19 protein-coding genes are annotated in these 25526 nt (G+C 60.5%); 13 read left to right on the forward strand and 6 right to left on the reverse strand.

What is annotated here, in order from left to right; genetic code table 11:
• Positions 1–45: 45 nt before the first annotated feature.
• The 3 genes from Q0C23_RS09090 to Q0C23_RS09100 form a co-directional block, all read right to left on the reverse strand.
• Complete coding sequence (locus tag Q0C23_RS09090) at positions 46–1254, reverse strand: lytic transglycosylase domain-containing protein (RefSeq protein WP_291512058.1); 1209 nt, start codon at positions 1252–1254, stop codon at positions 46–48.
• Positions 1238–1873: a C40 family peptidase gene (locus Q0C23_RS09095; protein WP_291512059.1), complete on the reverse strand. Its 636-nt coding sequence runs from the start codon at positions 1871–1873 to the stop codon at positions 1238–1240. Before Q0C23_RS09095 ends, Q0C23_RS09090 begins: the two co-directional genes overlap by 17 nt.
• A 245-nt stretch (positions 1874–2118) precedes the next feature.
• On the reverse strand, positions 2119–2868 hold the full coding sequence (locus Q0C23_RS09100) for a sulfite exporter TauE/SafE family protein (RefSeq protein ID WP_291512060.1): 750 nt from the start codon (positions 2866–2868) through the stop codon (positions 2119–2121).
• Positions 2869–2978: 110 nt separating this feature from the next.
• Between Q0C23_RS09100 and Q0C23_RS09105 the strand changes: the two genes are divergently transcribed.
• A complete protein-coding gene (locus Q0C23_RS09105; RefSeq protein WP_291512061.1) occupies positions 2979–3863 on the forward strand; it encodes a pirin family protein in 885 nt (294 codons plus the stop codon).
• A gap of 63 nt (positions 3864–3926) precedes the next feature.
• A complete protein-coding gene (gene ppk2 / locus Q0C23_RS09110; protein ID WP_291512062.1) occupies positions 3927–5135 on the forward strand; it encodes a polyphosphate kinase 2 in 1209 nt (402 codons plus the stop codon).
• Here ppk2 and Q0C23_RS09115 read toward each other — a convergent pair.
• Positions 5023–6276, reverse strand: coding sequence for an NAD-dependent epimerase/dehydratase family protein (locus Q0C23_RS09115; protein WP_291512063.1), 1254 nt, complete (start codon positions 6274–6276; stop codon positions 5023–5025). The genes ppk2 and Q0C23_RS09115 overlap by 113 nt on opposite strands.
• Before the next feature lie 606 nt (positions 6277–6882).
• Between Q0C23_RS09115 and Q0C23_RS09120 the strand changes: the two genes are divergently transcribed.
• The 5 genes from Q0C23_RS09120 (at position 6883) to Q0C23_RS09140 (ending at position 17109) form a co-directional block, all read left to right on the forward strand.
• A complete protein-coding gene (locus Q0C23_RS09120) occupies positions 6883–8172 on the forward strand; it encodes an OprD family outer membrane porin (RefSeq protein ID WP_291512154.1) in 1290 nt (429 codons plus the stop codon).
• Between the two features lie 408 nt (positions 8173–8580).
• The gene (locus Q0C23_RS09125) at positions 8581–9486 is read left to right on the forward strand and encodes a LysR family transcriptional regulator (protein WP_291512064.1); all 906 of its coding nucleotides are present in this window, start codon (positions 8581–8583) and stop codon (positions 9484–9486) included.
• Between the two features lie 769 nt (positions 9487–10255).
• Positions 10256–12559, forward strand: a complete 2304-nt coding sequence (locus Q0C23_RS09130; protein WP_291512065.1) for a TonB-dependent receptor — start codon at positions 10256–10258, stop codon at positions 12557–12559.
• A 109-nt stretch (positions 12560–12668) separates the two neighbouring features.
• Positions 12669–15602, forward strand: a complete 2934-nt coding sequence (locus Q0C23_RS09135) for a bifunctional YncE family protein/alkaline phosphatase family protein (RefSeq protein WP_291512066.1) — start codon at positions 12669–12671, stop codon at positions 15600–15602.
• 136 nt (positions 15603–15738) lie between these two features.
• Positions 15739–17109 (forward strand): MFS transporter, encoded by a 1371-nt coding sequence (locus Q0C23_RS09140; RefSeq protein ID WP_291512067.1) that lies wholly within the window; start codon positions 15739–15741, stop codon positions 17107–17109.
• A 3-nt stretch (positions 17110–17112) separates the two neighbouring features.
• On the opposite strand, the gene Q0C23_RS09145 is transcribed toward Q0C23_RS09140, so the two are convergent.
• Together Q0C23_RS09145 and Q0C23_RS09150 are read right to left on the reverse strand one after the other, a co-directional pair.
• Positions 17113–18132: a glycosyltransferase family 1 protein gene (locus Q0C23_RS09145; RefSeq protein ID WP_291512068.1), complete on the reverse strand. Its 1020-nt coding sequence runs from the start codon at positions 18130–18132 to the stop codon at positions 17113–17115.
• Positions 18129–18968 carry a UDP-2,3-diacylglucosamine diphosphatase gene (locus tag Q0C23_RS09150; protein ID WP_291512069.1) on the reverse strand — a complete coding sequence of 280 codons (840 nt, stop codon included), beginning with the start codon at positions 18966–18968 and terminating at the stop codon, positions 18129–18131. The genes Q0C23_RS09145 and Q0C23_RS09150 overlap by 4 nt, the downstream gene beginning before the upstream one ends.
• 249 nt (positions 18969–19217) lie before the next feature.
• Here Q0C23_RS09150 and Q0C23_RS09155 point away from each other — a divergent pair, with 249 nt between their 5' ends.
• From Q0C23_RS09155 to Q0C23_RS09180, 6 genes are all read left to right on the forward strand, one after another.
• Positions 19218–20000 carry a response regulator transcription factor gene (locus Q0C23_RS09155; RefSeq protein WP_291512070.1) on the forward strand — a complete coding sequence of 261 codons (783 nt, stop codon included), beginning with the start codon at positions 19218–19220 and terminating at the stop codon, positions 19998–20000.
• Between the two features lie 111 nt (positions 20001–20111).
• Positions 20112–20798 carry a MotA/TolQ/ExbB proton channel family protein gene (locus tag Q0C23_RS09160; RefSeq protein ID WP_291512071.1) on the forward strand — a complete coding sequence of 229 codons (687 nt, stop codon included), beginning with the start codon at positions 20112–20114 and terminating at the stop codon, positions 20796–20798.
• A complete protein-coding gene (locus tag Q0C23_RS09165; RefSeq protein ID WP_291512072.1) occupies positions 20798–21199 on the forward strand; it encodes a biopolymer transporter ExbD in 402 nt (133 codons plus the stop codon). Before Q0C23_RS09160 ends, Q0C23_RS09165 begins: the two co-directional genes overlap by 1 nt.
• 37 nt (positions 21200–21236) lie before the next feature.
• A complete protein-coding gene (locus Q0C23_RS09170) occupies positions 21237–23636 on the forward strand; it encodes a TonB-dependent receptor (RefSeq protein WP_291512073.1) in 2400 nt (799 codons plus the stop codon).
• Positions 23637–23735: 99 nt separating this feature from the next.
• Complete coding sequence (locus tag Q0C23_RS09175) at positions 23736–24485, forward strand: energy transducer TonB (protein WP_291512074.1); 750 nt, start codon at positions 23736–23738, stop codon at positions 24483–24485.
• A 24-nt stretch (positions 24486–24509) separates the two neighbouring features.
• Entirely contained in the window at positions 24510–25523 is a 1014-nt protein-coding gene (locus tag Q0C23_RS09180) for an extracellular solute-binding protein (protein ID WP_291512075.1), read from the forward strand.
• The last annotated feature ends 3 nt before the right edge of the window (positions 25524–25526 follow it).

The following is a 25526-nucleotide window of genomic DNA, read 5'->3' on the forward strand; positions in this document are numbered from 1 at the left end:
CCCAGCAGAAGACTGCCTCTACTCTAGCACAGCGTGCGCCGGTTCTCAGCCGCCGGCCCGCTCCAGGGCCTTGGCGTAGGCCCAGACCGTTGCCGAATAGAAGACACTGGGGTTATAGCCCATGATCGCGTAGAAATTGGGATAGGCCAGGTAGTAGTGGGGACCCTCTCGGCCTTCCAGGCGCAGCAGGCCGACAGGGGTGTCTGCCGGGAGCAGGGCGTGGCCGCGTTCGGGATATACCCCAAGGCGTGCCAATTGGCCCAGGGTATATTCGGGGCGTGTTTTGGTTTCCGGTGCGCTGTCTTGGGTAAGCAGAGCCGGAACCAGCACCGGCTGGCCCGGCTGCCAGCCGTGCGCGCGGAGGAAGTTGGCGGTGGACGCCAGCACATCGGGTACGGATCGCCAGAGATTGGGTAGACCCTCGCCGGGAGGGTCATCCCAGGCGACGCCATACTTCAGATAGCTGCTCGCCAGAAACTGTGACATACCCATGGCGCCAGCCGGGGATCCGCGTAATTGCGTCACGGGTTGCCCCAAGGCTTGCGCCAGTTTCAGGGTCTCGGCCGTCTGGTAGAGAAAGAAGTCGCGCCGCGGCTTGAGCGCAAGGCTGAGGCTGAGATTGGCATCGAGCACCGGAAAGTTGCCCATGAAACTGCCAAAACCCGTCTCGATGTTCAGGATACCGAGCAGCAGGGGAGGCGGCACCCCGTATTTCTCTGCCACGGCGTCCAGGCTGCGGCGGTGCGCCTGCCAGAACTGCAAGCCATTGCGCACGCGATCCGGGCTCAGGAAGCGCTCGCTGTAACGCCACCAGGGCAAGGGCACCCGGGGGGCACTGCTGGGCGGTGGGGGCGCCATCAGAGCGACGGCCCGCGCGTCGAAACGGGCGCTCTGCAGGGCCGGGATGACCACCGAGGCCGGTAGGTCGTAACGCTGTTGCAGGGTGCAGGCAAACTGCCGCAGCTCTGTCTGATACCGCTGCGGGAATCCGGGGAAACGGAGATCGCTGGGGCAATACGCGGTTGCCGGTGCGGCTGCCGTGACGGCAGGACGATCCGGAAGAGCCGGTGGGACACTGACCGTGGCGGCGGGAGTCGTCCCGCGCGACGCCGGTGTGGGTGCGCTGGATGCGACCTGCGTGGCGCAGCCGGACAGCGCCAGAATCAGACCCAGGACGCTGCCGGACAGCAGAAGCTGCCGTGCCTGATAACGCCCGCGAGGGTTGCCGCAGGGGTGTTCAGCGGTTGAGCACATGGCTGTCTCGGGCGGTCATGGCCAAGAGCTCCGGTGGCATGGGGCGGCGAACACCGTCCAGACGACTGGACCAGTAAGGATTACGAAGGCTCTGGACGGTGATACCGGCGCGTCGATTCAGGGCGCTGACAAACTGGTCGCCACCGATGTAGATGCCCACGTGCGAGTAAGGGCGCCCGAGGGTATTGAAGAACAGGAGATCGCCCTTCTGTATGCGCGACATGGGCACCGCCGGCAGAGCAGCCGCCTGGGCCGCGGCGGTACGTGGCACCTCCACCCCCGCCTGGGACAGCACATACTGAATCAGACCGCTGCAATCGAAGCCTTCAGAGCGACTCTCGCCGCCCCAGACATAGGGTTTGCCGATCTGGGCGATGGCGTTGACAAGGACGGTGTCGAGAACGGTGGCCTCCCGGTGGCTCTCACGCAGCTCGGGGGCATAGGAATACTGCCTGCTGGATGTCGCATTGGCGTAGGCGCTGGGCGGCACCGCGCTGCCAGAGAGGTCCGTGGCGCAGCCCCCGAGCAGGAGCGTCACGCTGGTCAAGAAGGACAGGGGTACCAAGATACGAAAGTTCGACCGCTCCCGGCCGGGTCGTGCTTCGGTGTGCATGGACATGGGCACTTCGCTCCAGTTTCTCCCTCTTTCCGGGTTTTTAGAGCAAAAAGCCCAACAAGGCAAGTAGTTAACCGGATATAGTTCATCCACTGGCTTAAAATGACCAAGCGCGTGCCCGTGCCTCGGCGCTGGGGACCACGCTTACTCCGCCGGATATCCACCCAAGACGGCATCCTCCTGGGACTCTCATCTTCGGTTTTCCGCGCCGCAGCCGCCATCTTCCCGGCGGGCCCCGTCACTGGGATTCAGAAAAACCAGAGACGGATGCCCATGGCAAGGATCACCAGCGTGACCACGATCTTGATCCACAGCTCGCCATGCCGGCTCAGGGTCAACTTGCTGGAGAAATGCGCGCCGACAACGGCGCCCGCGCCGACGATACCACCCAATAGCCAATCTACCTGGTGCAGAAGGACGAATACCAGCAGCGCCGGCAGGGTGTAGAGGGCAATGATGAAAGTCTTGTGGGCGTTGATCCGCGCTAGAGGTATATCGAGGAAGGCGCGCAGAACAAAAATGAAGAGAAAACCGATCCCCGCCTGGATGAAACCCCCGTAGAAACCGAGCAGCAGCATGGCGGGGTAGATGGCGGCGGGATAGCGTTGCGGCAGACGGTGTAGACGGCGCGCGAGGTCGGCGGGCAGGTACAGGGTGACGGCACTGAAGAGCAGCACCAGAACCAGAATTCGCTGGAAGAGGGTGCTGCCCAGGTGAACGCTGGACCAGGCTCCGAGGATGGCCCCCGGCAGTGTCCACAGCGCAAGTCCGGCGGCAAAGCGCGGCGCCACCAGATCCTTCATGAGGAAGTGGCGACTGGCCAGTGCGTTTTCCGCGAGGATGCCGATGCGGTTGCTGGCATTGGCCACGGCCGGACTCAAGCCGGCAAAGATCAGGAGCGGCAGGGTGAGCGCCGAACCTGCGCCAGCCAGTACGTTGACGAAACCCGCGACCAAGCCGCCGCCAAAAAGGAGAGGGTATAGCCACCAGTCGTGCATCGCGCCGTACTCCGTGCCCGCGGAGCGGCCATTGTAGATGGACCCTCCAGCTTGTCCAAAATCGAGGGCCGTCATAGCATGCCAGAAAACTACGGGAAGGGATGGATGCCATGGTTCCAAAAGCAAACAACAATGGACAGCAAAAAATGGGCCGCCACATGGAATCCGTGCATCCCGGGCGGGTCACCAAGGACGGTGCCGGGGTCACCTTGACGCGGATCCTGGAGAGCGATCTGCAGCGTCGCCTGGATCCCTTTCTGATGCTCGATCTTTTTGGCAGCGACGCGCCCGAGGATTATCTGGCCGGCTTTCCCACCCATCCGCACCGAGGTTTCGAGACCATCACCTACATGCTGGCCGGACGCATGCGCCACGAAGACAGCGCCGGTCACCGCGGGGTCATCGACAGCGGCGGCATGCAGTGGATGACGGCCGGTCGCGGCATCCTGCATTCGGAGATGCCGGAACAGGAATGCGGGCGGATGGCGGGCCTGCAGATCTGGCTGAATCTGCCGGCCCGAGACAAGAGCACCGCGCCCTGGTATCGGGACTTTCGCCGAGAGGAGTTGCCCCGATGGCGTGAATCCGAGCTCTGGGAAGTCGTAGTGTTGGCCGGCCGTTACCGCGACCTGCACGGCCCTGTCACGCGTTCCGTCACGGACCCTTACCTTCTCGACCTGCGCTGGCAGGCGGCGGCCGAGATATTTGTAGATCTTCCCCCCACCCACACGGCCTTCGTGGTTCCCTATCAAGGGGCCGTGTCGGTGCAGGGGACGGTCCTACCCACAGCGCATCTCGGGATTCTCGCCGACGACTGCGCAGAGAGCGGCGTACTGCTGCAGGGGGAGGCTGGCAGTGGGGCCGTGCTGGTGGCAGGTCGCCCCCTGCGGGAGCCCATCGTTCAGTACGGACCCTTTGTCCTCAATACCCAGGAAGAGATACGCGAGACCCTCAGACTCTATCGCAGTGGCGCATTCCCGCCGGCAGAGATCTAACACCGGCTGTCACAAAACGGTCACATAACTTTGCTAGACTCAAGCTTTTCCATGGAGAGTCGTATGCGTCGGGATCGCCCCAAGGAAGCGGCAGGCAAGGTGAAAGGACAGCCGGGTACGGCGGCGCCATCGCCGACGCCGCAGCCCATGAGCGTTGGCGAACTGCCGGAAAACCTCGACGCCGAGGGGATCCGTGAGTTTCTCATTGCCGATGCGACGGAGATGGCGCAGGAGCATCAGACTGCGGTGCTGGCCGACCAGTTGCAGCGCCAAGGGGCGGCGCAGCTGGACGCCGATACCCTGGCTCAGGCCGCGCAGGCGGCTGCATCGGACCTCAGTGCCGATGATCTGGAATACGCTGCGCGGCGCCTGCGCGAGCCGGAGGATCCGGCCAACGATGCGCTGAATCCTGATTGGCGGCACGGTCAGTATCCCTATCTCTATCGCATGACGCGACGCCAGTACGAGCGTCAGAAATACGGCTTGCAGGTGGAGCTGCTCAAGCTTCAGGCCTGGGTAAAACAGACCGGGCAGCGTGTGGTCGTGGTATTCGAGGGCCGCGATGCGGCCGGCAAGGGCGGTACCATCAAGCGCTTCATGGAGCACCTCAATCCCCGCGGAGCTCGGGTCGTAGCCCTGGAAAAACCGTCGGAAAAAGAGCGTGGTCAGTGGTATTTTCAGCGCTATGTCGAGCAGTTACCTACCGCCGGCGAAATGGTGTTCTTCGACCGCTCCTGGTACAACCGGGCCGGTGTGGAAAAGGTCATGGGGTTCTGCACCGAGATGGAGTATCAGGAATTCATGCGCCAGGCTCCGGAATTCGAGAGGCACCTCGTATACAGCGGCATTTTTCTCATCAAATTCTGGTTCTCCGTCACTCGTGAGGAGCAACGGCGGCGCTTTCAGGAGCGCCAGCGACACCCATTGAAACAGTGGAAGCTATCGCCCATGGATCTGGCCTCCATGGACCGCTGGGAAGCCTACACTCAGGCCAAGGAAACCATGTTCTTCCACACCGATACCGCCTACGCGCCCTGGACGGTGGTCAAATCGGACGACAAGAAACGGGCGCGCCTCAACGCCATGCGGCACCTGCTCCAGACCCTGCCCTACGACGACAAGGACCTCGCCGCCATCGGTGAGGTCGACCCCTTGATCGTCAGTCGCGCTGCAGTTCGCTATGGACAGGTACATCCACAGGATCTGAATCCCTTTCAGGTGGACACGACGCCGCCTGTGGACGCCAGCGGGAACGCGCCGGAATCTTCCTGAGGTCGCAGCGGTGGCGGTAGCGGGCAGCGATCTCGGACACCTCCGCCAAGAGACCGGTAGACAAGGTGATGGGCGCTAGTCCCAGATTCTGCAGGCCCTGATTTTCGACCTTGAGTTCGTTTTCGTCCTGTTCCTTGCGTGGATTGTCGACGAAATCGATGGGCGCGCCCGTGAGCTCGTGGATGAGTTGGGCCAGGTCACGGATGCGATGCGTTTCCGTGGTCTGATTGAAGACCCGCACCCGCTCACCCGGCGCTGGCGGGTGGGCGATGGCCAGTTCGATGCAGCGGACGGTGTCACGGATATGGATGAAGGCACGGGTCTGGCCGCCCGTCCCATGCACGGTCAGGGGGTGCCCCACCGCCGCCTGCATGACGAAACGATTCAGGACGGTGCCAAAATCGCCGTCGTAATCGAAGCGGTTGATGAGCCGCTCGTCGCAGCAGGTTTCCGGGGTTTCCGTGCCCCAGACGATGCCCTGGTGCAGATCGGTGATGCGCAGGCCGTCGTTCTTGTTGTAGTAGTAAAAAAAGAGCTGATCCTGGGTCTTGGTCATGTGGTAAATAGACCCCGGGTCCGGCGGATAGAGGATCTCCGTTTCCACGCTGTCCTTGCCGTCGGGCGAGAGCAGGCGGATCTTCTGGTAGCCCTCGGGCAGTTTGAAGCGCGAGGTCTTGTAGCCGTAGACACCCATGGTACCCAGATGCACCAGGTGGCAGTCCGCTTCCAGACCCGCTTCCACCATGGCGCAGAGCACGTTGTGGGTGGCGTTCAGATTGTTGTCGACGGTGTAGAGCTTGTGCCGCGGCGATTTCATGGAATAGGGCGCCGAGCGCTGTTCCGCAAAGTGGACGATGGCCTCGGGGCGCCACTGGGCCAGCAGATCGCGCAGCTGCGCGTAGTCCCGAGCGATGTCCAGAGCAGTGAAGGCGATCTCGTGCCCGCTGCGCTCGTGCCAGGCCTTGAGGCGTTCGCTCAAGGGTCGGATGGGAGTGAGCGACTGCACGCCCAGCTCCTCGTCCTGACGCCGGCGGACCAGGTTGTCGACGATGTGGACATCGTAGCCCAAGGCTGAAAGATGCAGGCTGGTGGGCCAGCCACAGAAACCATCCCCACCCAGAATCAGGACACGTTTACTCAAGGTCACTCTCCTCAAACCCTTGGCCCTCCGTAGGTCGAGGGTCAAAGATAGAACGTTTTGGGGGGCAAGACCATGCGTACGAGCGTGGCGAGGGATGGTAAGGACGAAAGAGGAGGCCGCGAATGAAATCCTGGCGTCCGAAGGGAAGCGACGGATGGGCGCGGACAATCCAACCAGCCGTATCGCTGCGATCGTATCGCCTTGTGCGGCGCTGGTCTTCATTCTTGAGACCCCCGGATGGCCGCCATCGGGGGAAAATCTCTGGTGCCAGCGAATGGATTTCCGGGCCGCTGGTGTTCCGCCCGCGGCTATCCGTGCAATGGGAAAGAAGTCCGAGCATCCGTGGCCTTGGCAGGAGGGTAGAGCTTAGGCCGGTCTACAACCCCATGGGCCCATGAAAAAAATGAATGATGAGCAAAAATAATGTCAGAAATTCACAATAAGCATTGGCACCGATTTCTCGGCTGTCATAACGTTCTGCAGAGTTCAATGAACTGCAGGAGGAGGGCAGCAAAAGCTCCGGACTTCTGAGCATGACTCGTACTTAAAAAAATGGACCAGGCTTTCCGGGCTGCTGGAAATGCGTGGAAACAGGAGACCACGGTGATGAAAATACGCAGAACAATCCTACCGCTGCTGTGTGCTGTGTTACCCTTGGGATATCAGATGCCAGCGCTGGCGACAAATACCGCCAATGATGGTATAAAAGAGTTTCTCATGCATTCCAAGGTAACGGGCAACATCCGCAGTTACTACTTCAATCAAATATTTTCCGGATCGGATTTGCCTAACCGTTATGCTTACTCTTTGGGTGGCATGCTCAAGATCCAGACTGCCTCATTGGCTGGCGTGTCGGCAGGGGTGGCTTTTTACACGGCCAATGATCTCGGCGCCAACGACCTGAATGGTCCGCGTCTCGATCCGCTGCTCATGGGCAATCGCAATAGTCTCAATGTGTTGGGACAGGCCTATCTGCAATATCGCAATCGGTATCTATTGGTCCGGGCGGGTGATATCTTGCTCAACACGCCTTGGATGGGGCCGGCCGATGCCTTCATGATCCCTAACACTTACCAGGCGGCGCTGGTGAGGGTAACACCTTTTGCCGGTCTGAGTGTATCCGCCTTCCGCGAATTTCGTTACAAAAATAGAGTTCAAGAAAACTATTTTCGGCAGACTCTACTCAATGAAAATCCGCTCTATCCTGGCATGCCAAAAAGTCTCAATGGTACTTTGGGTTTTGGGCTCCAAGAAAACTTTCAGCCTTTTAAATCCGCTTTTTGGTTCTACCACTTCTACGATCTTGCCAATCTGTTCTATGGCACCTTGCACTATACCTTGCCGAGTCTTGGGCTGGGCGTGAAACCCTTTGCCGATTTTCAGTATGTGCGGGAGTGGGGCGACGGTGCGCGTTACGCCGGTCCCGTGAATGCGACGATCTACGGCGGCATGTTGGGTATCAAGAGCAGTTACGGGGAGCTTTTTGCCGCTTACGATGAACTTCCGTCGCGCACCCCCTTTGTTCTGGCCGGCAAGACCTTCTATAACGGTGGTTTTATCTCTCCCTTCAGTCAGCAATACAATGCCGATCCACTCTATACGAGTATCATGAATTACGGCCTGGTCTCAGTATCCAAGCCGGGACATGCGTGGAAGGTCGGCTTTCTCATCTATCCGCTGGATCATCTGCGTATCAAGTACAGCTACAGCTGGTACCATACGGCGCCCTTTGCCAGCAATGTGAATGCCAATTATCTGGATGTCACATACACTCCGGGAGGCTTCTGGAAGGGGCTTTCTCTGCGTAACCGTCTGGCCGTGGATCACAGCAATCCCTTGGCGGGCTACAAAGGCACGCTCATAGACGATCGTCTGATGTTGCAGTACAGCTTTTGACAGGCGCAGCCCTGGCCGGGTAGCGCGGGAGTTCTTGGCGACCTGACTCTCCCCTGTGGCATTGGGATGAGGGTAGCCGTCGGTAACGGATACGAGGTATTTTGGGTAGCTTTAGGGCGGATGTTTTCGCCCTTTTTTTGTGGTGGCGATCACCACGTCAATGTCTGCCCTGAGCACCGAGGGCTGGGTCGGCCTTCACACTATTCACGTGTCTGCGGTGTACGCGTAGAATGCCGCGTCCGCACGTGGTACTCGGTCAGGTGGCAATGCGCAAATATCCTCTGGACGTGTGCCGGAGATGCATCGGGGGTGGTCGTCGGGGTAGCGGGTCGGGCGGCGTAGTGGGGCAGGGGCCACAAGTCTCGGGCTGGTGGGCTCGGACGGATAAATAGAAAGGATAGGGAATTCATGGAACGTCTGGATCCAGAGCTGCTGCGCACCTGGGCAAGGGTGGCGCAGGCCGGGAACCTCAAAACCGTCAGCCAGCAGCTCTTTATCTCACAGCCCGCGCTGTCGCACCAAATGCGTCGCTTGCAAGACTGGTTCGAGGAGCCGCTCTACCAGCGCACCCCCCATGGTATCGAGCCGACGATGCTCGGGCGAAGACTCCAGCGCATTGGCGAAGAGATCGAAATGCTGATGCTGGAGGCCCGCGGTCTGCGACAACACGCTCAGGAGCTGATTCTGGGTAATCTCAAGGTCTTTGCCAGCCACACGAGCGCAGAGTTCGTCCTGCCGCGACTCATCAGTGCTTTTCATCGGGACCATCCCGCGGTGGATGTGCAGCTCACCACCATGAACAGTCGCGAGGCTTGGGCGAGACACAACGATGCGGATCTGATCTTTATCGAAAACTCCCTGGAGGTCCTGAAACCACCGCCCCAGTGGCAGCAAGAGGATCTCATCGAGACGGAGCTCGTGCTGCTGACGCGATTAGACCATCCCTTGGCACAACGGAACCGGGTGAGTCTGCAAGAACTCCAGGAAGAAACCATCGTCTGGCGGGAAGAAGGTTCAGGTATTCGCGAGCATGCGCTGCAGGCTCTGCAGCGGGAGGGGATTCATCCCGAGATCCACTACGCCCTGAATGGGCTCGCGGCGGTTCGCGAAGCCGTGCGCTGCGGACTGGGGGTTGCCTTTGCCTCTGCCATGGCCTCACCGGATCAGCGGCCGGGTCTGGCTGTGATCCGCCTGTACCCAACGATCCCCCATACTTTGAGCGTCGTCTATCGTCGTAATGGCAGCTCTGCTCTGCAGGCCTTTGTACGCAAGACTCGGGAACTTACGATGGGCGATCGCGTGCGCTCGCTCTGACCAAATCGCTCCTGGAAGGTTCCGTCGCGCTCATTGCGCGCGTGTAAAATGTACTGCAGCGCCACAGTGGTCGCGATGATATTCGCTGAGAGAATATGCACTTTCATATTTAGCATTTGCTGTTGCAAGCAGGCAGGAATACATTCCTCATTGCTACATAAAACGTAGTTTGAGAAAAGCAAAGAGGAGCCTATCATGAAAACCATGTTCGTATTACTGAGTCTACTTACGGTGAGTGCTGCTGCGTCTGCGGATATCACGACTAGTCCAACACCGCCCTTCAGTTTCTGCGCACAGGAATATGCGGCAGGTTACGCATCCTGCGCGCAGTCCCAGAGTGCTGTGACTGCCAAGAAAGAAAGCGCTGCACAGTCATCCGCTCATCAGGATGGTGAGGCCATACAGCAGTAACATTCCATAGTCGGGTAATCGTCGGGCGTTCATCCAAACGAACCTTATCTGGCTATGCATCCTGAAGCTCTACGCCGGGCTGGCTTTTTTGCCAACTCGGCGTTCTATTTTGGGCCGGTTTATTCTCTAGGATCGGAATAATGCCGCTATTCTGTGGGTCTGTGTTAGCCATGGGCCAGGTTTCGGTGGCTACGCGGATGGCGCATGCCTCTTTCGGGGGGGCAAGTGTTGATCACGGGCGAGGCCACTCGGTATCTCCCCGAATCAAAATGTCATAAATTTGTCATGTAATCTTCATCATAATGTCACAATAAGCTGCTAGGCTTCCGCATCAGTCTCCCTCCAAGGAAGCCTGTCCATGAATCATCCGCACGCGCTACGTCCCCTTTCCTTGGCCATCCTGGCCGCTCTCTGTCTGATACCATCGTCTGCTTTTGCCGCATCGGCCAGCGGCGATGGTGGCATCGACATCGGTGAGGTAAGCTCCTCCACCGCTGCCACCAGCAGCTCCGCCCTCGAGGCCCAAGCCCTCGGCCAATCCCCCGAAAACCAGATCCGGATCACAAAGCAACAGATCCGTGACGTGGTCCAACCCGGCGGTAGTATCGTCACGGCGCTCAGCGAGGCGCCGGGGGTGCAGGTGAAGGGTTACGGTTCGGGCAACGGAGCTTCGCGCTATCAGATTCGCATCAACGGCATCCAGGTGGGTTTCGCGCTGGCTCCAGGTAACCCGGAGAAGAACGGTCTGTCGGTACTCTTCGATGGCGTGCCTATGAACAACCCGTTGGCGCAGTACGACGGTTGGGAAAGCTCAGAAACGCCCATTTCGTCTATTTTCGCCCATATCCACGTGACCCAGGGGCCGGGCAATCCGGAGCACCGTTGGTACGACAGCATGGGCGGTACCATCAACCTGATTCCGGTGGAACCCACGGCCAAGGCGGGCGCCAGCCTGGATCTCGGTGGAGGTAGTTTCGCTACCTATTCGGCCTCAACCATGTTGCAGTCGGGAGCCGTAGATGGCTGGCGCAGCGAGTTGGGTGGTGGCTATACCCGCAGCGCTGGCTTTCGCACGGGGCCTTATCACGCTCCCAATCAGGCCGAGGCCTTTTTTGCCAAGACCATCAAGGATTTCAGCAGCGGTCATTTCAGCGCCGGCTTTTTCTTTAGCCACACTCAGGAATTTCGCCCCCTGTACATTCCGGCGAACCCCATTCCGGGGGTGACCACGGGGGGGTACGGACAGCCTGGTGCATTGCTGAGTCAGCCAACGACGGGATATTACTACACCGTTCCCACCACGCAGTACTTCAAGAACGACACGGCGCACATGTATCTCGTGTATGCACGACTGCTGGTGCATCTGGACCGACAGCTCAGCGTCAACAACACCCTCTACTTCCGCAGCGGCTATCGCCACCACTACCGGGTGAACGATTATTTCTTTCACACCATCAATACGGAGAACTTTACCGGTACCACGCGGACCATCGGTGATCGGCTAGCCTTTCGCTGGAATTTGCCCATGAACGAGGTCCGGTTCGGTGGCTACTATCAGCACAGCCGTTATCAAAGTCTGTACTATGGATATAATCCAGCGATCTATGGGAGCAGCCGAAACAAACCCCTGTATGTTGGTGACTACTTCGATTACTGGGATGGCGCCACGGCCTTCCTGCAGGACGATTTTCATCCCATTTCGGCTCTGCACATTACCCCCGGTCTGCAACTCATCAATTATCACGTCCAATTCGTGAACAACTCGGTAGGCGCCATTCCCCCGGGTTCTGCTCCCCTGACCTTTCCGGCCGGCAACAACGACAACAACTACACCAAAATCGCGCCCAGTCTGGGTATCAATTACCGTCTCCTGCCGGGACTGCATGCCTTCGCTATCTGGGCAAAGAATTTTCAGACGGCGCCGGCCGCAGCTTACGGCAATTATCAAAGGGCCACGGTGGAAGTGCCAACATCACCGACGGACATCAACAGCTACATTGCCGGTCTCAAGTGGCATCAGGGTGCCTGGCAGGCGCAGTTGAGCGGCTTCCACCAGCATCTGGGCAACGCCGTCATCGCCACCTTCTTGCCTTCGGACCTCATCAGCAAACTGGATCGGGTGAGCGCCATCTACAACGGCGTCAATATACTTTTGCAGTACGGCGAGGGTCTGGGATTTTTTGCGGGCACACGAGATACCATCCAACACGCCTATTACCCGAGTTATCTGCCGGCGGGTGGGAGCCCTGTGATCGACGCGCGCATGCCTGGTACGCCCACGTTGATTCTGGGCTTTGATGCTGGGTACCGTTGGTTTGCGGCCAACACCCGTTTTGCTCTGCGCCTCAGCGATCAGTACGCGTCTTCCGTCACCACTTTCAACAATAACACCAATCTTCCGGATCCGACGCGTTTGCCGGGTTCCGCTTACAATATCGTCAACCTTGGCCTTTCCGCCGATACCCTGGCCTTCGATTCCATGATTCCGGGACTCAAGAAGCTCGGCGTGAGTCTGATGATCGACAATCTCTTCAACCGGAAATACAACAGTCAGGGCTACATCACCAGCGGTGGCGAATATGGGCCCAACAGTCAGGGCGCCATCCTGGTTATTCCGGGCGCGCCGCGCGCGGTCTACGCCTCTCTCTCCGCCAGTTTTTAAGGGTTGTACGGTAGTTCTCCTCCTCAAGAGCCTTGCGTCCCTCGGGACGCGTTTTTTCTGAGCTCAGGATGCACCTCAGTTCAGAAAAGTCGATGAAAAGGAAGCGAGTATGAAGCTTTGTACAGCAGAAACCCCCGGTTTTGAGCGGTCTTCGGCCAATCGGCGTCCTGCGATTTTGGCTTTGCTGCTCTGCGTGGGTGCAGTGTCTGTTCCGCTGGAGGCTAGCGCCGGCACGTCGGCGGCGCCCGCGCTCGTGGCTCAGCCGGTGCGGATATCCGCCGCCAATCGCGATGAGTACACGGGTATCCTTCCCACCTGGCGACGGGTCACTCCGGTTGGGTCCGTGGTGAGTACGCCCAATTTCCCCACCCAGGTCGCGGCGGCCGGCGGCCAGGTGGCGGTGCTCGCCAACGGCGCGACGCCTTTCCAGACCATCACTTGGTTCGATCCCGAGCTGCAACGCGAGAAACGCTTCGCGGCCCTGGGCAAGGCCGTGCCGCCCAAGCCCGTGGCTTTTGCCACACCGGGTGGTACGGCCATCGCTATCGATCCTGCCCACACCGGTGCGGCGGGAACCGCCTATGCGACGGCGCAAACGGCGTCGGTGTTGGAGGGGGAGGCCGAGGCCAGTCTCAAGGTCGAGTCCAATCCCACGACCTTGTCTACCACGACCCTGGGCAAGGCCGATCTCTTCCAAGGGCTCGTGGCCGGTCCCAATGGCGTTTGGTACGCGACGGGCGGTGTGGCCGATGTGGTCTATGCCCTGCAGGAGCGAGACGGCAAGGTCAGCGTCCTGCGCAGCTATCCGCTGCACTGGCAAAGCTTCCCCAAGGATCAGTATCCCTACGTCTATCAAGGCAACCACCGGCAGAAGCCCTGGTTGTTCTATCCCGATTCCGTCGTCCTCGGACCTCAGCAGCAACACCTTTACGTGACGGGTATGCTTGCCAACAGTCTGGCACGCATCGATCTGGCGAGCGGCAAGACCGACTACGTCAATGTCGGCCCCTATCCTTTTGCGGTGGTGCTGGCCGACGGAGGGCAGCGGCTCGTGGTCAGTGACTGGGCGGGCGATGGGGTGACGGTGGTGGATCGCCAGAGCTTTCGGGTGTTGGGTCGGGTGCGCACGGCACCGCCGCTGGGGCCGCACAGTCAGGCCGCCGGAGCCCACCCCACGGCCCTGGTGGCGGCGAGCGCCGGTCCCGATGTCTGGGTGGCCGATGCCAACAGCGATGCCATCGTCGAAATCGACAGCCAGACCCTAAAGCCCGTGCGCGTGATCGCCGACAGCCCCTATCCAGACGCGCCACCCGGCAGCTATCCCGACGCCTTGGCCCTGGCCGACGGCAAGCTCTTTGTCGCCAATGCCGGCAACGACGATGTGGCGGTCTTCGACGCCCAGTCGGGCAAGGCCGAGGGCCTGATTCCCACGGCCTGGTATCCCACGGCCTTGGCTGTGCAGGGGGGTGCCCTCTATATCACCGCCGGCAAGGGCTTTGGCACGGGCCCCAACCTGCAGTGGCAGTATATCGGCAATATGATGCACGGCCTCCTGCAGAAGGTGGATCTGCGCGAGCTTCCGCAGAAGCTACCCCACTGGACCACGATGGCTCTCGAGGACAATGGCTTCGACGCCAAAACGCGGCGTGAACTGGCGGTGCAGAACGAGAAAACCGCAGCCTTCCTGCGCCAGCATATCCAATATGTGGTCTTCATTTTGAGGGAAAATAAAACCTTCGATGAGGATTTCGGCGACTACCAGGCCGCGGGCTCCTGGGCCGATCCGAAGTTCGACCTGTACGGACCGAAGGAACTGCCCAACCTCTACCGCATGGCCGCGCACAACGTGCTCTTTGCCAATTTCATGGCCGATGGCGAGGTCACAGCCCAAGGTCACCAGTGGACCGACGGCGCCTCGGATTCCGACGTCGTCCAGCGCCTGTGGCCCGAATATTATTCCAGTCGGGGCCTCCTTTGGAATGCCGGCCCCGGCGGTACCTCCAGTCTGAGTCCTGGCGCACCCGGCAGCCACAATCCCTATCAATACAATCGCCGACAGTTGGGCCACGATACCAACCCTTGGATGAGCTATCCGGAACGGCTTTACCTTTTCAACGATCTCCTGACGCACAGGGTGTCCTTTGAGGATTTCGGTGAGAATCTGAGCCGCCGCCGCGACGGCGTTCTGCGTCAGGCGCTCCTCGCCCACGTCGATGCCAGCTATCCGGGATGGGATCGGATGCTGCTGGACGGCACCCGGGTCAAGGCGGCCATCCGTTGGCTGCGGGCGCACCCGGGATCGAAGTTTCCGCACTTCCTTTTCCTTTGGATCCCCGACGATCACACGGCGGGTCTTGCTCCCTGTTACTACAGTCCGGATACCTATGTGGCAGACAACGACCACGCCACGGCCGAGTTGCTCCATTATCTGGCCAGCACCCCGCAGTGGCAGCACATGGCGGTGTTCCTGACGGAGGACGATGCCCAGTCGGGCGCCGACCACATCAATGCCCACCGAACTTTCGCCCTGGCCATGGGGCCCTGGGTGAAAAGCGGGTATCTGGATACCACGCCCCTGTCTCAGGTGAACATCGTTCGCACCATCGAGGGCGTGTTCGACCTGCCGCCCATGTCCCAATGGGATGCCAACGCTCAGGTGATCTCCGGCATCTGGCGCCAGCGTCCGCGTCACGACCCCATGCCGGTCCTGAGCGTGCAGGTGCCGGTCCGGATCAATCCTGGTAAATGCAGTCGGCAGCTACTCCTGCGCCGCGAGGCCGGCGCCACGGGGCATATCCCCACGGCGGCCTGGTTGAAGACCCATACCAATCCCCATGGGGCCAAGGTGGCTTTGGATGCTGCCGACCTCTATACGCCCACGAGCCTGCTCAAGGTGTCGGGGCCAGAGCAACTGCGCCAAGAGTGGATTGCCAGTAAGGGACGGCAGAGCTACCAAAATTTCGAGGCCTACCTGCGACGCTACGCTGCTGCCCACGGCACCACCGTGGCCAGCTTCGAGGCGAATGAGGGGAAATTGCATTGAGCTCTTGGACCCGAGCCGGTTGTGACTGTCATCAAAGTGTCACATTCCAGCTTTATACTGGGTATCGAGTCGATGATCCGGCACTGCTGCCGGCGGGATCCCGCCGCGCGCGCCACCGCAGAGGAGCAAGCGTCCCATGAGCGCCGTCTTCACCACCCTCGATGAACAGTCCATCACGAATCGCCACCGCCGCATCCTGTGGGCGTCCGGTTTGGGGATCTTTCTCGATGGCTACGACCTCAGCATCATGGCTATTGCCCTGATCGTGCTCAAAGATCAGTGGCATCCGAGCTCTGCCGCCCTGGGTCTGCTGGGAACGGCGGCCTTGGTGGGTGCCCTGGTCGGGGGGCTGCTGGGCGGACCCATTGCCGATCGCTATGGCCGCAAGACCATCTACCTCATCGACATCGCCGCTTTTTTCTTTGCCGCCCTGCTCTCCGGTTCTGCCTGGAACATCGCCTCGCTGGTGGCGTTTCGCTTCCTGCTGGGCCTCGGCGTCGGTGCCGATTATCCGCTGAGCTCCACTTACATGGCGGAGTTCATGCCCAAGGATCAGCGAGGTGGAGTGATGACCTGGATCTTCGGGCTGTGGATGGGAGGTGCGGTGGTATCGAGCCTGGTGGGCCTCGCTCTACTGCACACCGGTCCCGATGCCTGGCGCTGGATGCTGGCCTCTGGCGCGTTGCCGGCGATCTTGGTCTTGTGGATGCGACGCAATCTGCCGGAGTCGCCGCGCTGGTATCTGCGCCGGGGTCGGGTGGCAGACGCCGAGCGGGTGGTTGCCTGGCTCGCCCCGCAGTTGACGGAGGCGCAGCGGCGAGCCGCCTTACAAGAGACGGCAGCCGCCATGGAGGGGGCCAAACGCCACAACTGGCTGGACCTTTTTGGCAAACGCTACCTCAAACTCACCCTCTACGCCTGTATTCCCTGGTTCATGATGGATGTCATGGGCTACGCTCTGGCTATCTTCCTTCCCCTCATGCTTCTGCACCTCGGTCTCAAGACCAACGAACAGGCAGTGATCGGCAATACCTTGTTCAGTCTCGCTTTTGTGATCGGCTGGATACCGCTGGCGCTGCTCATCGATCGTATCGGTCGGCGTCGCGCCCAGATCATCGGTTTTCTGGGGGATGCCGTGGGCCTTGGACTCGTCGGAGTGTTGTTGGTAGTTCTGGGTGAGCCACCATTCTGGGCCGTGGCGACCGGTCTGCTGCTCTTTCAGATCAGCAACAGTTTCGGCCCCGGGACCACCACCTGGATCATTCCCACGGAACTCTACCCCACGGAGCTTCGGGCTAGCGGCCACGGCTTTGCCACGGCCGTCAGCCGTCTGGGGGCTGCCACCAGCGTTTTCCTGCTGCCCACCGTGCAGGAAAAACTGGGTGAGGCGGGCCTGCTCTTTCTGCTGGCGGGGGCAGGAGTGGTGGGAGTCGTAACCACCCTCTGGCTCGGTAACGAAATGGCTCGCGAGAGCCTGCCCGAGAGCCTTGAGCGAAAGGCGGCCTGAGTCCTAGTGCCGGCCGCGCGCCGGCACGAGGTTGGCGATGAATTCGCGGGTACAGCTCGCCCAGTCGTAGACCATGGCGCGCTCGCGACAGGTCTCGCGCGAGAGATCGAGGGCCGCGCGCGCGGCTTTGCCGAGATCCTCATCGAGAATACCGTTGATACCGCTGCGCACCGTGGCCAGCGGGCCCACCACCGGGTAGGCAGCCACGGGCACGCCACAGGCGTTGGCCTCCAGAATCACGAGCCCCAAGGTGTCGGTGCGGCTCGGGAAAACCATGACGTCGGTGGCGGCAAGGTGGCGCGCAAGGTCTTCGCCCTGGCGCATGCCGAGCCAGTGTACCCTGGGATAGCGCGACCGGAGGTCCGCAGCCTGCGGCCCGTCGCCGATGACGACCTTGCTGCCGGGTAGCTCCAGCCTCAGGAAATCCTCGACATTCTTCTCTACGGCTACCCGCCCGAAGTAGGCAAAAATGGGTCGCGGCAAATCCAGGACGGAGCGCCGTTCCGACTCCGATAGGGGACGGAACAGGGAGGTATCCACGCCGCGACTCCACAAGGCGAGGCGGGTGATGCCGCGCGCGCGGATTTCGTCGGCCAGGGCCTGGTTGGATACCAGGGTCTGTACGGCGCCGCCGTGGAACCAGCGCAGAAAGGCATAACTCAGGTCCAGGGGTACGGGCGCACGAGCCGCCAAGTATTCGGGAAAGCGGGTATGGAAAGAGGTGGTGAAATCCCAGCGCCGCCGCTTGCAGTAGAAGCGTGCCGCAAGACCGAGCGGCCCTTCCGTGGCGATATGCACGGCGTCCGGCTGAAATTCGCCCAGCAGGCGTCGGACCAGAGCATAGGGACGTAGGGTCAGGCGGATTTCCTCGTAGGTGGGGCAGGGTACGGTACGCTGGCCGAGACTGTTGACGACCAGCACTTCGTGACCGATCTGCTGCGCTTGTCTTGCCGTCTCACTGAGGGCGCGCACGACGCCATTGATCTGCGGGTGCCAGGCGTCGGTGACCAGCGCGATCTTCATGCCAGGACGTCCTCATCCAGCACCACGCTTTTCGGATCCAGCAACGGCCGCTGGTCGGCAGGCAGACCATCGGGTCCCCAATGGACGAGGTGGAACCGACCATCGAAGTCCTCCACCAGGGCGGTGCAGCTCTCTACCCAGTCACCGTCGTTGAAGTACTGGACCCCGGCAAGATTCTTGATTTCGGCGTGGTGGATGTGACCGCAGACCACGCCATCGAAGCCCGCCTGGTGACAGCGCAAGGCGAGAAACTGCTCGTACTGGCTGATGAACTGCACGGCCTTTTTGATGCGATGCTTGACAAAGGCACTGAGGGACCAGCGACTGCGGATGCCAAGCAGGCGATTGATCCGCTGATGGTAGCGGTTGAGGGCGAGCAGGAGTCCGTAGCCGCGATCCCCCAGGCGGGTCAACCAGACGGCATAACGGGCGCTGACGTCGAACTGATCGCCGTGGGTGACCCAGATACGGCGGCCGTCGGCTGTCTCGTGCACGCAGTCGGTGACGATGCGGATGTCACCGAAATGCAGCCCACCGCCCTCGGCCTCCAGCAGGGAATGGAGAAAACCCAGGATGGGGTCGTGGTTGCCCTGCACATAGACCACCTGAATACCGTTGCGGGCCTGCCGCAGGATTTTTTGGATCACGGTGCTGTGGGCGCTAGGCCAGTACCAGCGGCGCCGCAGTGCCCACAGATCGATGATGTCGCCCACCAGATACAGGTGTGGCGCCCGATAGTGACGCAAAAAATCGAGCAGGGCCTCGGCCTGGCAACCCTTGGTTCCCAGGTGGATGTCGGAGATGAAGATGCTTCTGCAGTTGGCGGTTTCGAGCATGCGTAGGGCATTTCCAGGGTTGCCGACATCGGGGAGCGTTGAAAACCTTGTCCTAACAGATCGCGATTATAAGATGCCTGATGGTGGAAAGTCTCCTCTGCAGTCTGTAGGCGACCAGAATATGCCGTCACATGTCATCATTTTGTCATAAAAGGTTCATAAAGATGTCATATTAGTCGGGTATCCTTACAGCATGAGTCTAAGCTTCGCAACCTGGGCTTGGGCTGCGACTTTGGGAGGATCCCTACCATGCTGTACGCCCTGATTGCCGGAACCTTGCACCACGCTGTCCACCTCGGCGATGCCCTGGCGCTGTTGAGTGCCGTGCGCTGGGACGAGATGGACCCCCTTTATCGTGCCCGTACCCTGCTTTTTGGGCAAGCCCCCGAAATCGATGGGCTGACGCAGCGTCTGCGTCGTTCCGGCGCCTTTCCGCGCCGCGCCACGGACCGGGCGCTCGTAGCTGAGGTGCTGCGCGACTGGCGTCCGCAGCTGCTCATCCTGCTGTCCTGGGAGATCGAGCTGGCGGCGGATCTACGCCAATGGCTGGCAGGGCCTCAGGGCGAGAAGCTGCGGGTTCTGGCCCTTGGCCCGGAGGGCGACGACCAGGCCATGGCCGCCCTGGACGCCGGTGTGCATGCCTATCTCACCTATCCCCTCAGCGAGACCCTGCTGATCGCCCAGGCCAGCGCCTTGCTGCGCGGTGGTCAAGGCTGGGAGGGCACCGCCGTGGAGCTGCCGGGAATACTTCGGATCGATCCCATGGCCCACCGGATCTGGGTGCAGGAGCAGGAACTGCAGCTCAGCCGCCGTATTTTTCGCCTCTTTCATTACCTTGCTCTGCATCCCGGGCAGACTTTCTCGGCCGCAGAGATTGCGCACCACCTGAGCGATGGTCGTAAATTCGTGCAGGAGAACACCATCGCCGCGCAGATCCACCGCCTGCGCAAGGTGCTGGAGGGCGCGGGGGCGGACGTTTGGCTGGAAACGGTCCACGGCTTTGGTTACCGGCTGAATATACCGGCTCCTTGAGGTCTTTTGTCATAAAATTATCATAAAAATGTCACAAAAATGTCATACAAGCTTCATAATACTGTCATATTCCAGTGCTAGGATTTGCTCTCCACAGCGAGGGACCAATCCATGGACTTTTCCTACATCATTCACCTGGCCAACTATTCTGAAGGTGTGCTCTACGTTCTGGCAGCGCTGCTGCTGGTAGAGTTGGCGGTCATGGTCGACCGCTTCTGGTATCTGCGCCGCACCATCGTGCGCGGCGATGCCATTGTCCACGAGGTGGCAAATCAGGGCCGGCTCGACCGCGAACAGTTGCGAGAGCTTGCCGATCGTGCCGGGGATCTGCCGGAGGGCGTGCTCCTGCGCATGGCCGCTGCGCACGCCGGGCAGGTCAAGGGTGAGGCCCTGGCCAGCCGGCTGGAAGAGTCGGTCATCACCTTGGCACCCAATCTCGATCGCCGCCTCTGGCTGTTGGACACTATCATCACCCTGGCGCCGTTGCTGGGCCTCTTCGGCACCATCATCGGCATGTTTCACGCCTTCCACGTGCTGGCCGCGCCCGGACATGCGCCGACGGAGGTCACGGGGGGGGTCGCCGACGCGCTGGTGGCCACGGCCTCTGGACTGTTCATCGCCATCCTCGGTCTGCTGGCTTTCAACGGCTTCAATAACCAGGTGCGACAGATCCTGCTGCAATTGGATTCGGTCAAGACCATGCTCATCAACCGCATGGATGGCCAGCCCATGTTGAATCCCGAGGGCGACCAGAACATCGAAACCGCCGAGCTGCCGCGAATGGCGAGGGTCGGCTGATGGAGCGGCGTTATTTCGAACAACGCAAGGGGCGGGTGGAGATCATCCCGATGATCGACATCATGCTATTTTTGCTGGTGTTTTTCATCATGATCACCCTGCAGATGATCCCCGATCAGGGTCTCAACCTGCAGCTGCCTCAGTCCAGTCAGGCCAAGCAGCTGCCGCGACCGCACTACACCATCAACATCGAAAAGGATGGCAGCGTCGAAGTGAAAGGCAAACACTATGACCTGGCCGGACTGCAGAATATGTTGGCGCGTGACGGCGATCCGGCCAAGACCGAGATCACCATCGCCGCCGACAAGGCCGTGCCTTTCCAGAACTTCATCCACGTCATGGATGCCTGTCAGAAGGCCGGTGTCAGCAACATCGGTATCGCCGCCAAACCCAGCGCTTGATTCGCTTTAAAAACTAACCGCTACAAGGAGAACGATCGTGTATACCCATGCGTCCAACACGCATCCCGACGCCCATGCCGGGCAGCAGGGTGCCGCAATCCTGTTACCTTCGCCGCTTGTCCTTGCCGTGATCGGCGCCCTGTTCGCACCCAGTGTCTTTGCCGCAGACGCGGCTGGCCCCACGGCACCGACGCAGTCTGCGGCGGTCTCGGTGGGCGAGGTCAGTGCTGCGGCAGCGGCAGAGTCCTATCTGGGCAGCGCGCAGGCGCAGTCCCTGACGCAGAAGCATAATTTCAATTCCGGTCAGTCCATCAAGGTCCTGGGCAAGGAACAGATGGCGGCAGCGGGTCCTCTGGGTGGCAGTGCCCAGGCTCTGTCCTACGCCCCGGGTGTGGGCGTCTCCGGCTACGGCTCCACGGGTGCGACCAAGACATCCATCAGTATCAATGGCATCAAGCAGGGCTGGGGCGGCTTTTCCGGCGGCCAGATCGACGACGGCAGCCTGTCCGTGGTATTCGACGGCGTGCCCATGGTGGATCCGGGCACGGGGCTCTGGCAGTCGCCCCAGGTGCCACAGACGGGCATCCTGCAGGGTATCCGGTTGACCTACGGTCCGGGTAACCCCGAAGATCGTTGGTATAACAATATCGGCGGACAGATCGATTTCGTCCCTCTACAGCCGACGGCCAAGCCCGGCGGCGATATCAAGTTGACCTACGGCAGCTACAATTCCAAGGATATCGTCTTCAATATCCGCACCGGCAGTATCGATGGTTGGTCTACCATCATTGCCGGTGGTGCCGGGTCCTCCAACAGCTACCGCCAGAGTCCCGATGGTTTCAACAATCCCAGCTACAGCTACGCTTGGTTCTTGAAAACGCGCAAGACCTTCAGTAACGGCGATTTCTCCGTCGGCGCCTACCTGGCCAAGGGCTCCGGATATAGACCCGTGCCCATTCCGGTGAATCCCATCAATGGTGTGACCTTTACCGGTGCGACGGGATCCCCCCTCTACAGTCAGGCGACCTCCGGCTTCTACTCCTCGCTTCCAAGGAACATCTGGTACAAGCAGGATAGTAACAGCACTTGGCTGATCTACAGCAAGCTCAATATCGCACTGGATCAGACTTGGGGACTACACAATATGGTGTGGTACCGTTACGGTCATCGTTTGCATTTCCACTACAACAACTACGGTCTCGGTAACCCATCCAATCTGTACGAGTACAACAACCCACACGATTCTGTTTATGGCGATAAGCTGTGGCTCAGCGCCAAACTGCCCTATAACGATGTAAGCTTTGGCGGCTACTTCCTGAACAGCCGTTACAATACCCGCAACGCCTTCTACAATCCGGCGGATGGTGGCACGCGCTTCGTTCCCAATGCGCATTACCGCAGCGACTACTTCGACCAGACCTTCCTGGCCGCGTTCCTGCAGGATCGTATCAGTCCGATGAGCAATCTGCACATCACTCCAGGCGTGCGTTTCATCAATCTGCAGACCCATTACACGCCGGCGGGGCAGACGGATTTTGCCCAGGCCTATGCCCTCTATCCCAATAACGATCAGGGAAAGCTGCCCGCAGCCAATACCAGCTTCACCAAGGTCGAGCCTTCGGTCGATTTCAATTGGCAGCCGCTGCACTGGCTGGCAGTCTTTGCCAGCTACTCGCAGGCCTACAAGGAGCCGCAGTTCGGCGGCGGTGGTGGCCTCTTCCAGAAGAAGGCGCCCATCTACAACCTGGAAAAGGGCGCCGACTACAACGCCGGTGTCAAGGTACACTTCCAGAATGCCCCCTATCTGCATAACTTTCTGGCCTCGGCGAGCTTTTATCACCTGCATTACACCAACCAGTATATCCCCCTGTACAATGCCAACGGCAGCTACATCGGCGATGCCAACGGTGACTCAATCTATCAGGGTGTAAATATTGCTATCGAAGACGATATCCTCTACAACCTGCACGTCTTCGCCAACGCCAACTTTGAAAAGGCGACCTTCGATCACTATGTCACCGGCGGTGTCAGTTACGACGGCCTGCCGGTCTCCAACGTGCCGAACAAGACCTTCAATATCGGCGCCAGCTACCGCTACTATCTAGCAGGTATATTGTTGAAGCCGAGCCTGTGGTATCAGTACGTCGGCGCCCAGTCCTTGTTCGACAACAACGCGGGTGCTCCCAGTACGACCAAGATGCCGGGCTATGGCACGCTGAATCTGGGTCTGCACGGAACGGTGCCGATGCAGGGCCGCGTACCGATGCTGAAGACCGTCGATTTCAGCGTCAATATCCTCAATATAGCCAATAACCGCTATAACGAGTTCGAGTATATCACCGGTGGTGGTCTTCTGGGTGGCGATTCGGCGGGTCAGGTGCTGGCTCTGCCCGGTGCTCCCTTGACCGTATACGGCAGTATTTCCGCACATTTCTGATAGTCCCGGGCGTGGCATCTGCGGATGCCATCGCCTGCCTTTGGGATTTTTGCGAAAGATTCCAAAGGCAGGCTGGGCCATGACGGAGGTAAGCAGTCCATGAGTGTCACGATCAGCAGCCCGGGAATGCCGCGGCGCGGGCCCAAAACCCAGGGATATTTTGGTCGGGGTTTGATCGTCGCCGCGCTGTTGGAAGCAGGCTTGATCTTTGCCCTGGTCTGGGTGAGCAACCAGAAGTCGCCACCGCCACCGCCCAAACCCAAGCGCATCGCCATCCACATGGTGCAGCCGGCGCCGCCGAAACCGAAACCGAAACCGGTTCCGCCCAAGCCCGTGGTGCAGCCAAAACCCAAGCCGGTGCCGAAACCCTTGCCAAAACCCGCACCACAGCCCAAGCCCCAGCCGGTAATACACCACGTCCCAAAACCGACTCCCAAACCGCTGGTGGCCAAGACACCCGCGCCCACGGCTCCGGTAGTACCGCCCAGCCCGCCGGTGACGGCGCCACCTCCACCGCCGCCGCCACCCGCCCCGAGCCTTTCGGCGCAGAGAACGGCCATGGCCGAGTACGCATCTCTGGTGCGGGCGCGGGTGCAGGCGGATACGCGGGTGCCGGAAGCCGTCCGCCTCATGCATCTGCGGGGCACGGCGGTCATTTCCTTTGAGCTCACTCCGTCTGGACGTCTGGTATCGGCCCGAATCGCGCAATCCAGCGGCATCAGCGCCATCGACAAGGCGGCTCTGGCGGCGGTGGAGAACACCAGTTATCCCCCCTTCACCAAGGACATGCCCAAACACACCACGCGCTTTGATGTCGAGGTGCACCTCTCGGCAGAGAGTGGCGGCTGACACACCCGTTTTGGAAGGACTATCGTGCGTAGACTCATCTGGATCCTCATTCCCCTGCTCGTCATCGTGGCCGTGTGGAGTTTCTGGCCGCGGCAGAAGGGGGGGCTCGTCTTCTATAGTGCCGTCAGCTACGGACCCATGCTGGCCCAGGCCTTTACCCGGGAGTCGGGCATTCCGGTCCGGGTGGTGGAAATGTCGACGGGCGCCCTGCTGGCCAGGGTCTCGGCGCAGGGCAACAACCCGCAGTGGGATGTGGCCTGGTTTGATGGAGCTTCGGCGGCGGCCGGTCTCGACCGCGCCCATCTCGTGAGCACGGGGATCGTACCTAAGGACATCCCCTGGACCACTCTGGGGAAATCCTTGATTCCCGCAGATGGTGCCTGGATTCCCACGGGTTATACTCTCGCCGGGGTCTTTCTGCATCCGGCCAAGAGCGCCGCACCGACGACCTGGGACGACCTGTTACAGGCGCGCTGGCGTGGGCATTTTGCCATGAACAACCCAGCCATTTCCGGCCCGACCTATCCGCAGGTGGCAGGGTGGCTGGAGAGCCACGGTGGCTGGCCGGCGGGGCAGTCTTTCCTGCTTGCCTTGAAGGGCAATGGCATGCAGGTCTTTCCCAAGAACAGCAACACCATCCATGCCTTGACCCAGGGGAATATCGACCTGGCCATCGTCCAGTCATCGGCGGCTTATGCCCTGGCGGCGGAGCAGCCCGGTCATTGGGCTGTGAGCATCCCAAAGCCGGCGGTGCTCTTGCCGCGCGTGATGGTGTTTGCTAATCACCTGAATCCCAAGCGGGAGCGTGAGGCCACGGAGTTTGCCCAGTTCATGCTGAGTCCAAAGGCTCAGGAGCTCGCCATGCGCCAGGGAGCGCCGGACGGTTTCTACTGGCCCATCACCCGGAATGCTCCGGCGGCGGACCCGGGGATGGCCGACACCCATGCCTTGCCCTTGATCAACCTGGATCCAACACTCTGGGGTGAGCGCGAGAGCGCCATCAATGCCTGGTTCAGCAGTCATATTCTCGGTCAGTGAGGG

Origin of the sequence: Acidithiobacillus sp., assembly GCF_023256195.1 — a bacterium.
Lineage (GTDB): Bacteria > Pseudomonadota > Gammaproteobacteria > Acidithiobacillales > Acidithiobacillaceae > Acidithiobacillus_A.

Excerpts from the sequence above, each read along its gene's own strand:
- Q0C23_RS09125 (WP_291512064.1), top strand. The coding sequence starts at position 8,581 with ATGGAACGTCTGGATCCAGAGCTGCTGCGCACCTGGGCAAGGGTGGCG.
- Q0C23_RS09175 (WP_291512074.1), top strand. The coding sequence starts at position 23,736 with ATGAGTGTCACGATCAGCAGCCCGGGAATGCCGCGGCGCGGGCCCAAA.
- Q0C23_RS09095 (WP_291512059.1), bottom strand. The coding sequence starts at position 1,873 with ATGTCCATGCACACCGAAGCACGACCCGGCCGGGAGCGGTCGAACTTT.
- Q0C23_RS09145 (WP_291512068.1), bottom strand. The coding sequence starts at position 18,132 with ATGAAGATCGCGCTGGTCACCGACGCCTGGCACCCGCAGATCAATGGC.
- Q0C23_RS09135 (WP_291512066.1), top strand. The coding sequence starts at position 12,669 with ATGAAGCTTTGTACAGCAGAAACCCCCGGTTTTGAGCGGTCTTCGGCC.
- Q0C23_RS09090 (WP_291512058.1), bottom strand. The coding sequence starts at position 1,254 with ATGTGCTCAACCGCTGAACACCCCTGCGGCAACCCTCGCGGGCGTTAT.
- Q0C23_RS09165 (WP_291512072.1), top strand. The coding sequence starts at position 20,798 with ATGGAGCGGCGTTATTTCGAACAACGCAAGGGGCGGGTGGAGATCATC.
- Q0C23_RS09150 (WP_291512069.1), bottom strand. The coding sequence starts at position 18,968 with ATGCTCGAAACCGCCAACTGCAGAAGCATCTTCATCTCCGACATCCAC.
- Q0C23_RS09100 (WP_291512060.1), bottom strand. The coding sequence starts at position 2,868 with ATGCACGACTGGTGGCTATACCCTCTCCTTTTTGGCGGCGGCTTGGTC.
- Q0C23_RS09155 (WP_291512070.1), top strand. The coding sequence starts at position 19,218 with ATGCTGTACGCCCTGATTGCCGGAACCTTGCACCACGCTGTCCACCTC.
- Q0C23_RS09130 (WP_291512065.1), top strand. The coding sequence starts at position 10,256 with ATGAATCATCCGCACGCGCTACGTCCCCTTTCCTTGGCCATCCTGGCC.
- ppk2 (WP_291512062.1), top strand. The coding sequence starts at position 3,927 with ATGCGTCGGGATCGCCCCAAGGAAGCGGCAGGCAAGGTGAAAGGACAG.
- Q0C23_RS09105 (WP_291512061.1), top strand. The coding sequence starts at position 2,979 with ATGGTTCCAAAAGCAAACAACAATGGACAGCAAAAAATGGGCCGCCAC.
- Q0C23_RS09160 (WP_291512071.1), top strand. The coding sequence starts at position 20,112 with ATGGACTTTTCCTACATCATTCACCTGGCCAACTATTCTGAAGGTGTG.
- Q0C23_RS09140 (WP_291512067.1), top strand. The coding sequence starts at position 15,739 with ATGAGCGCCGTCTTCACCACCCTCGATGAACAGTCCATCACGAATCGC.
- Q0C23_RS09120 (WP_291512154.1), top strand. The coding sequence starts at position 6,883 with ATGAAAATACGCAGAACAATCCTACCGCTGCTGTGTGCTGTGTTACCC.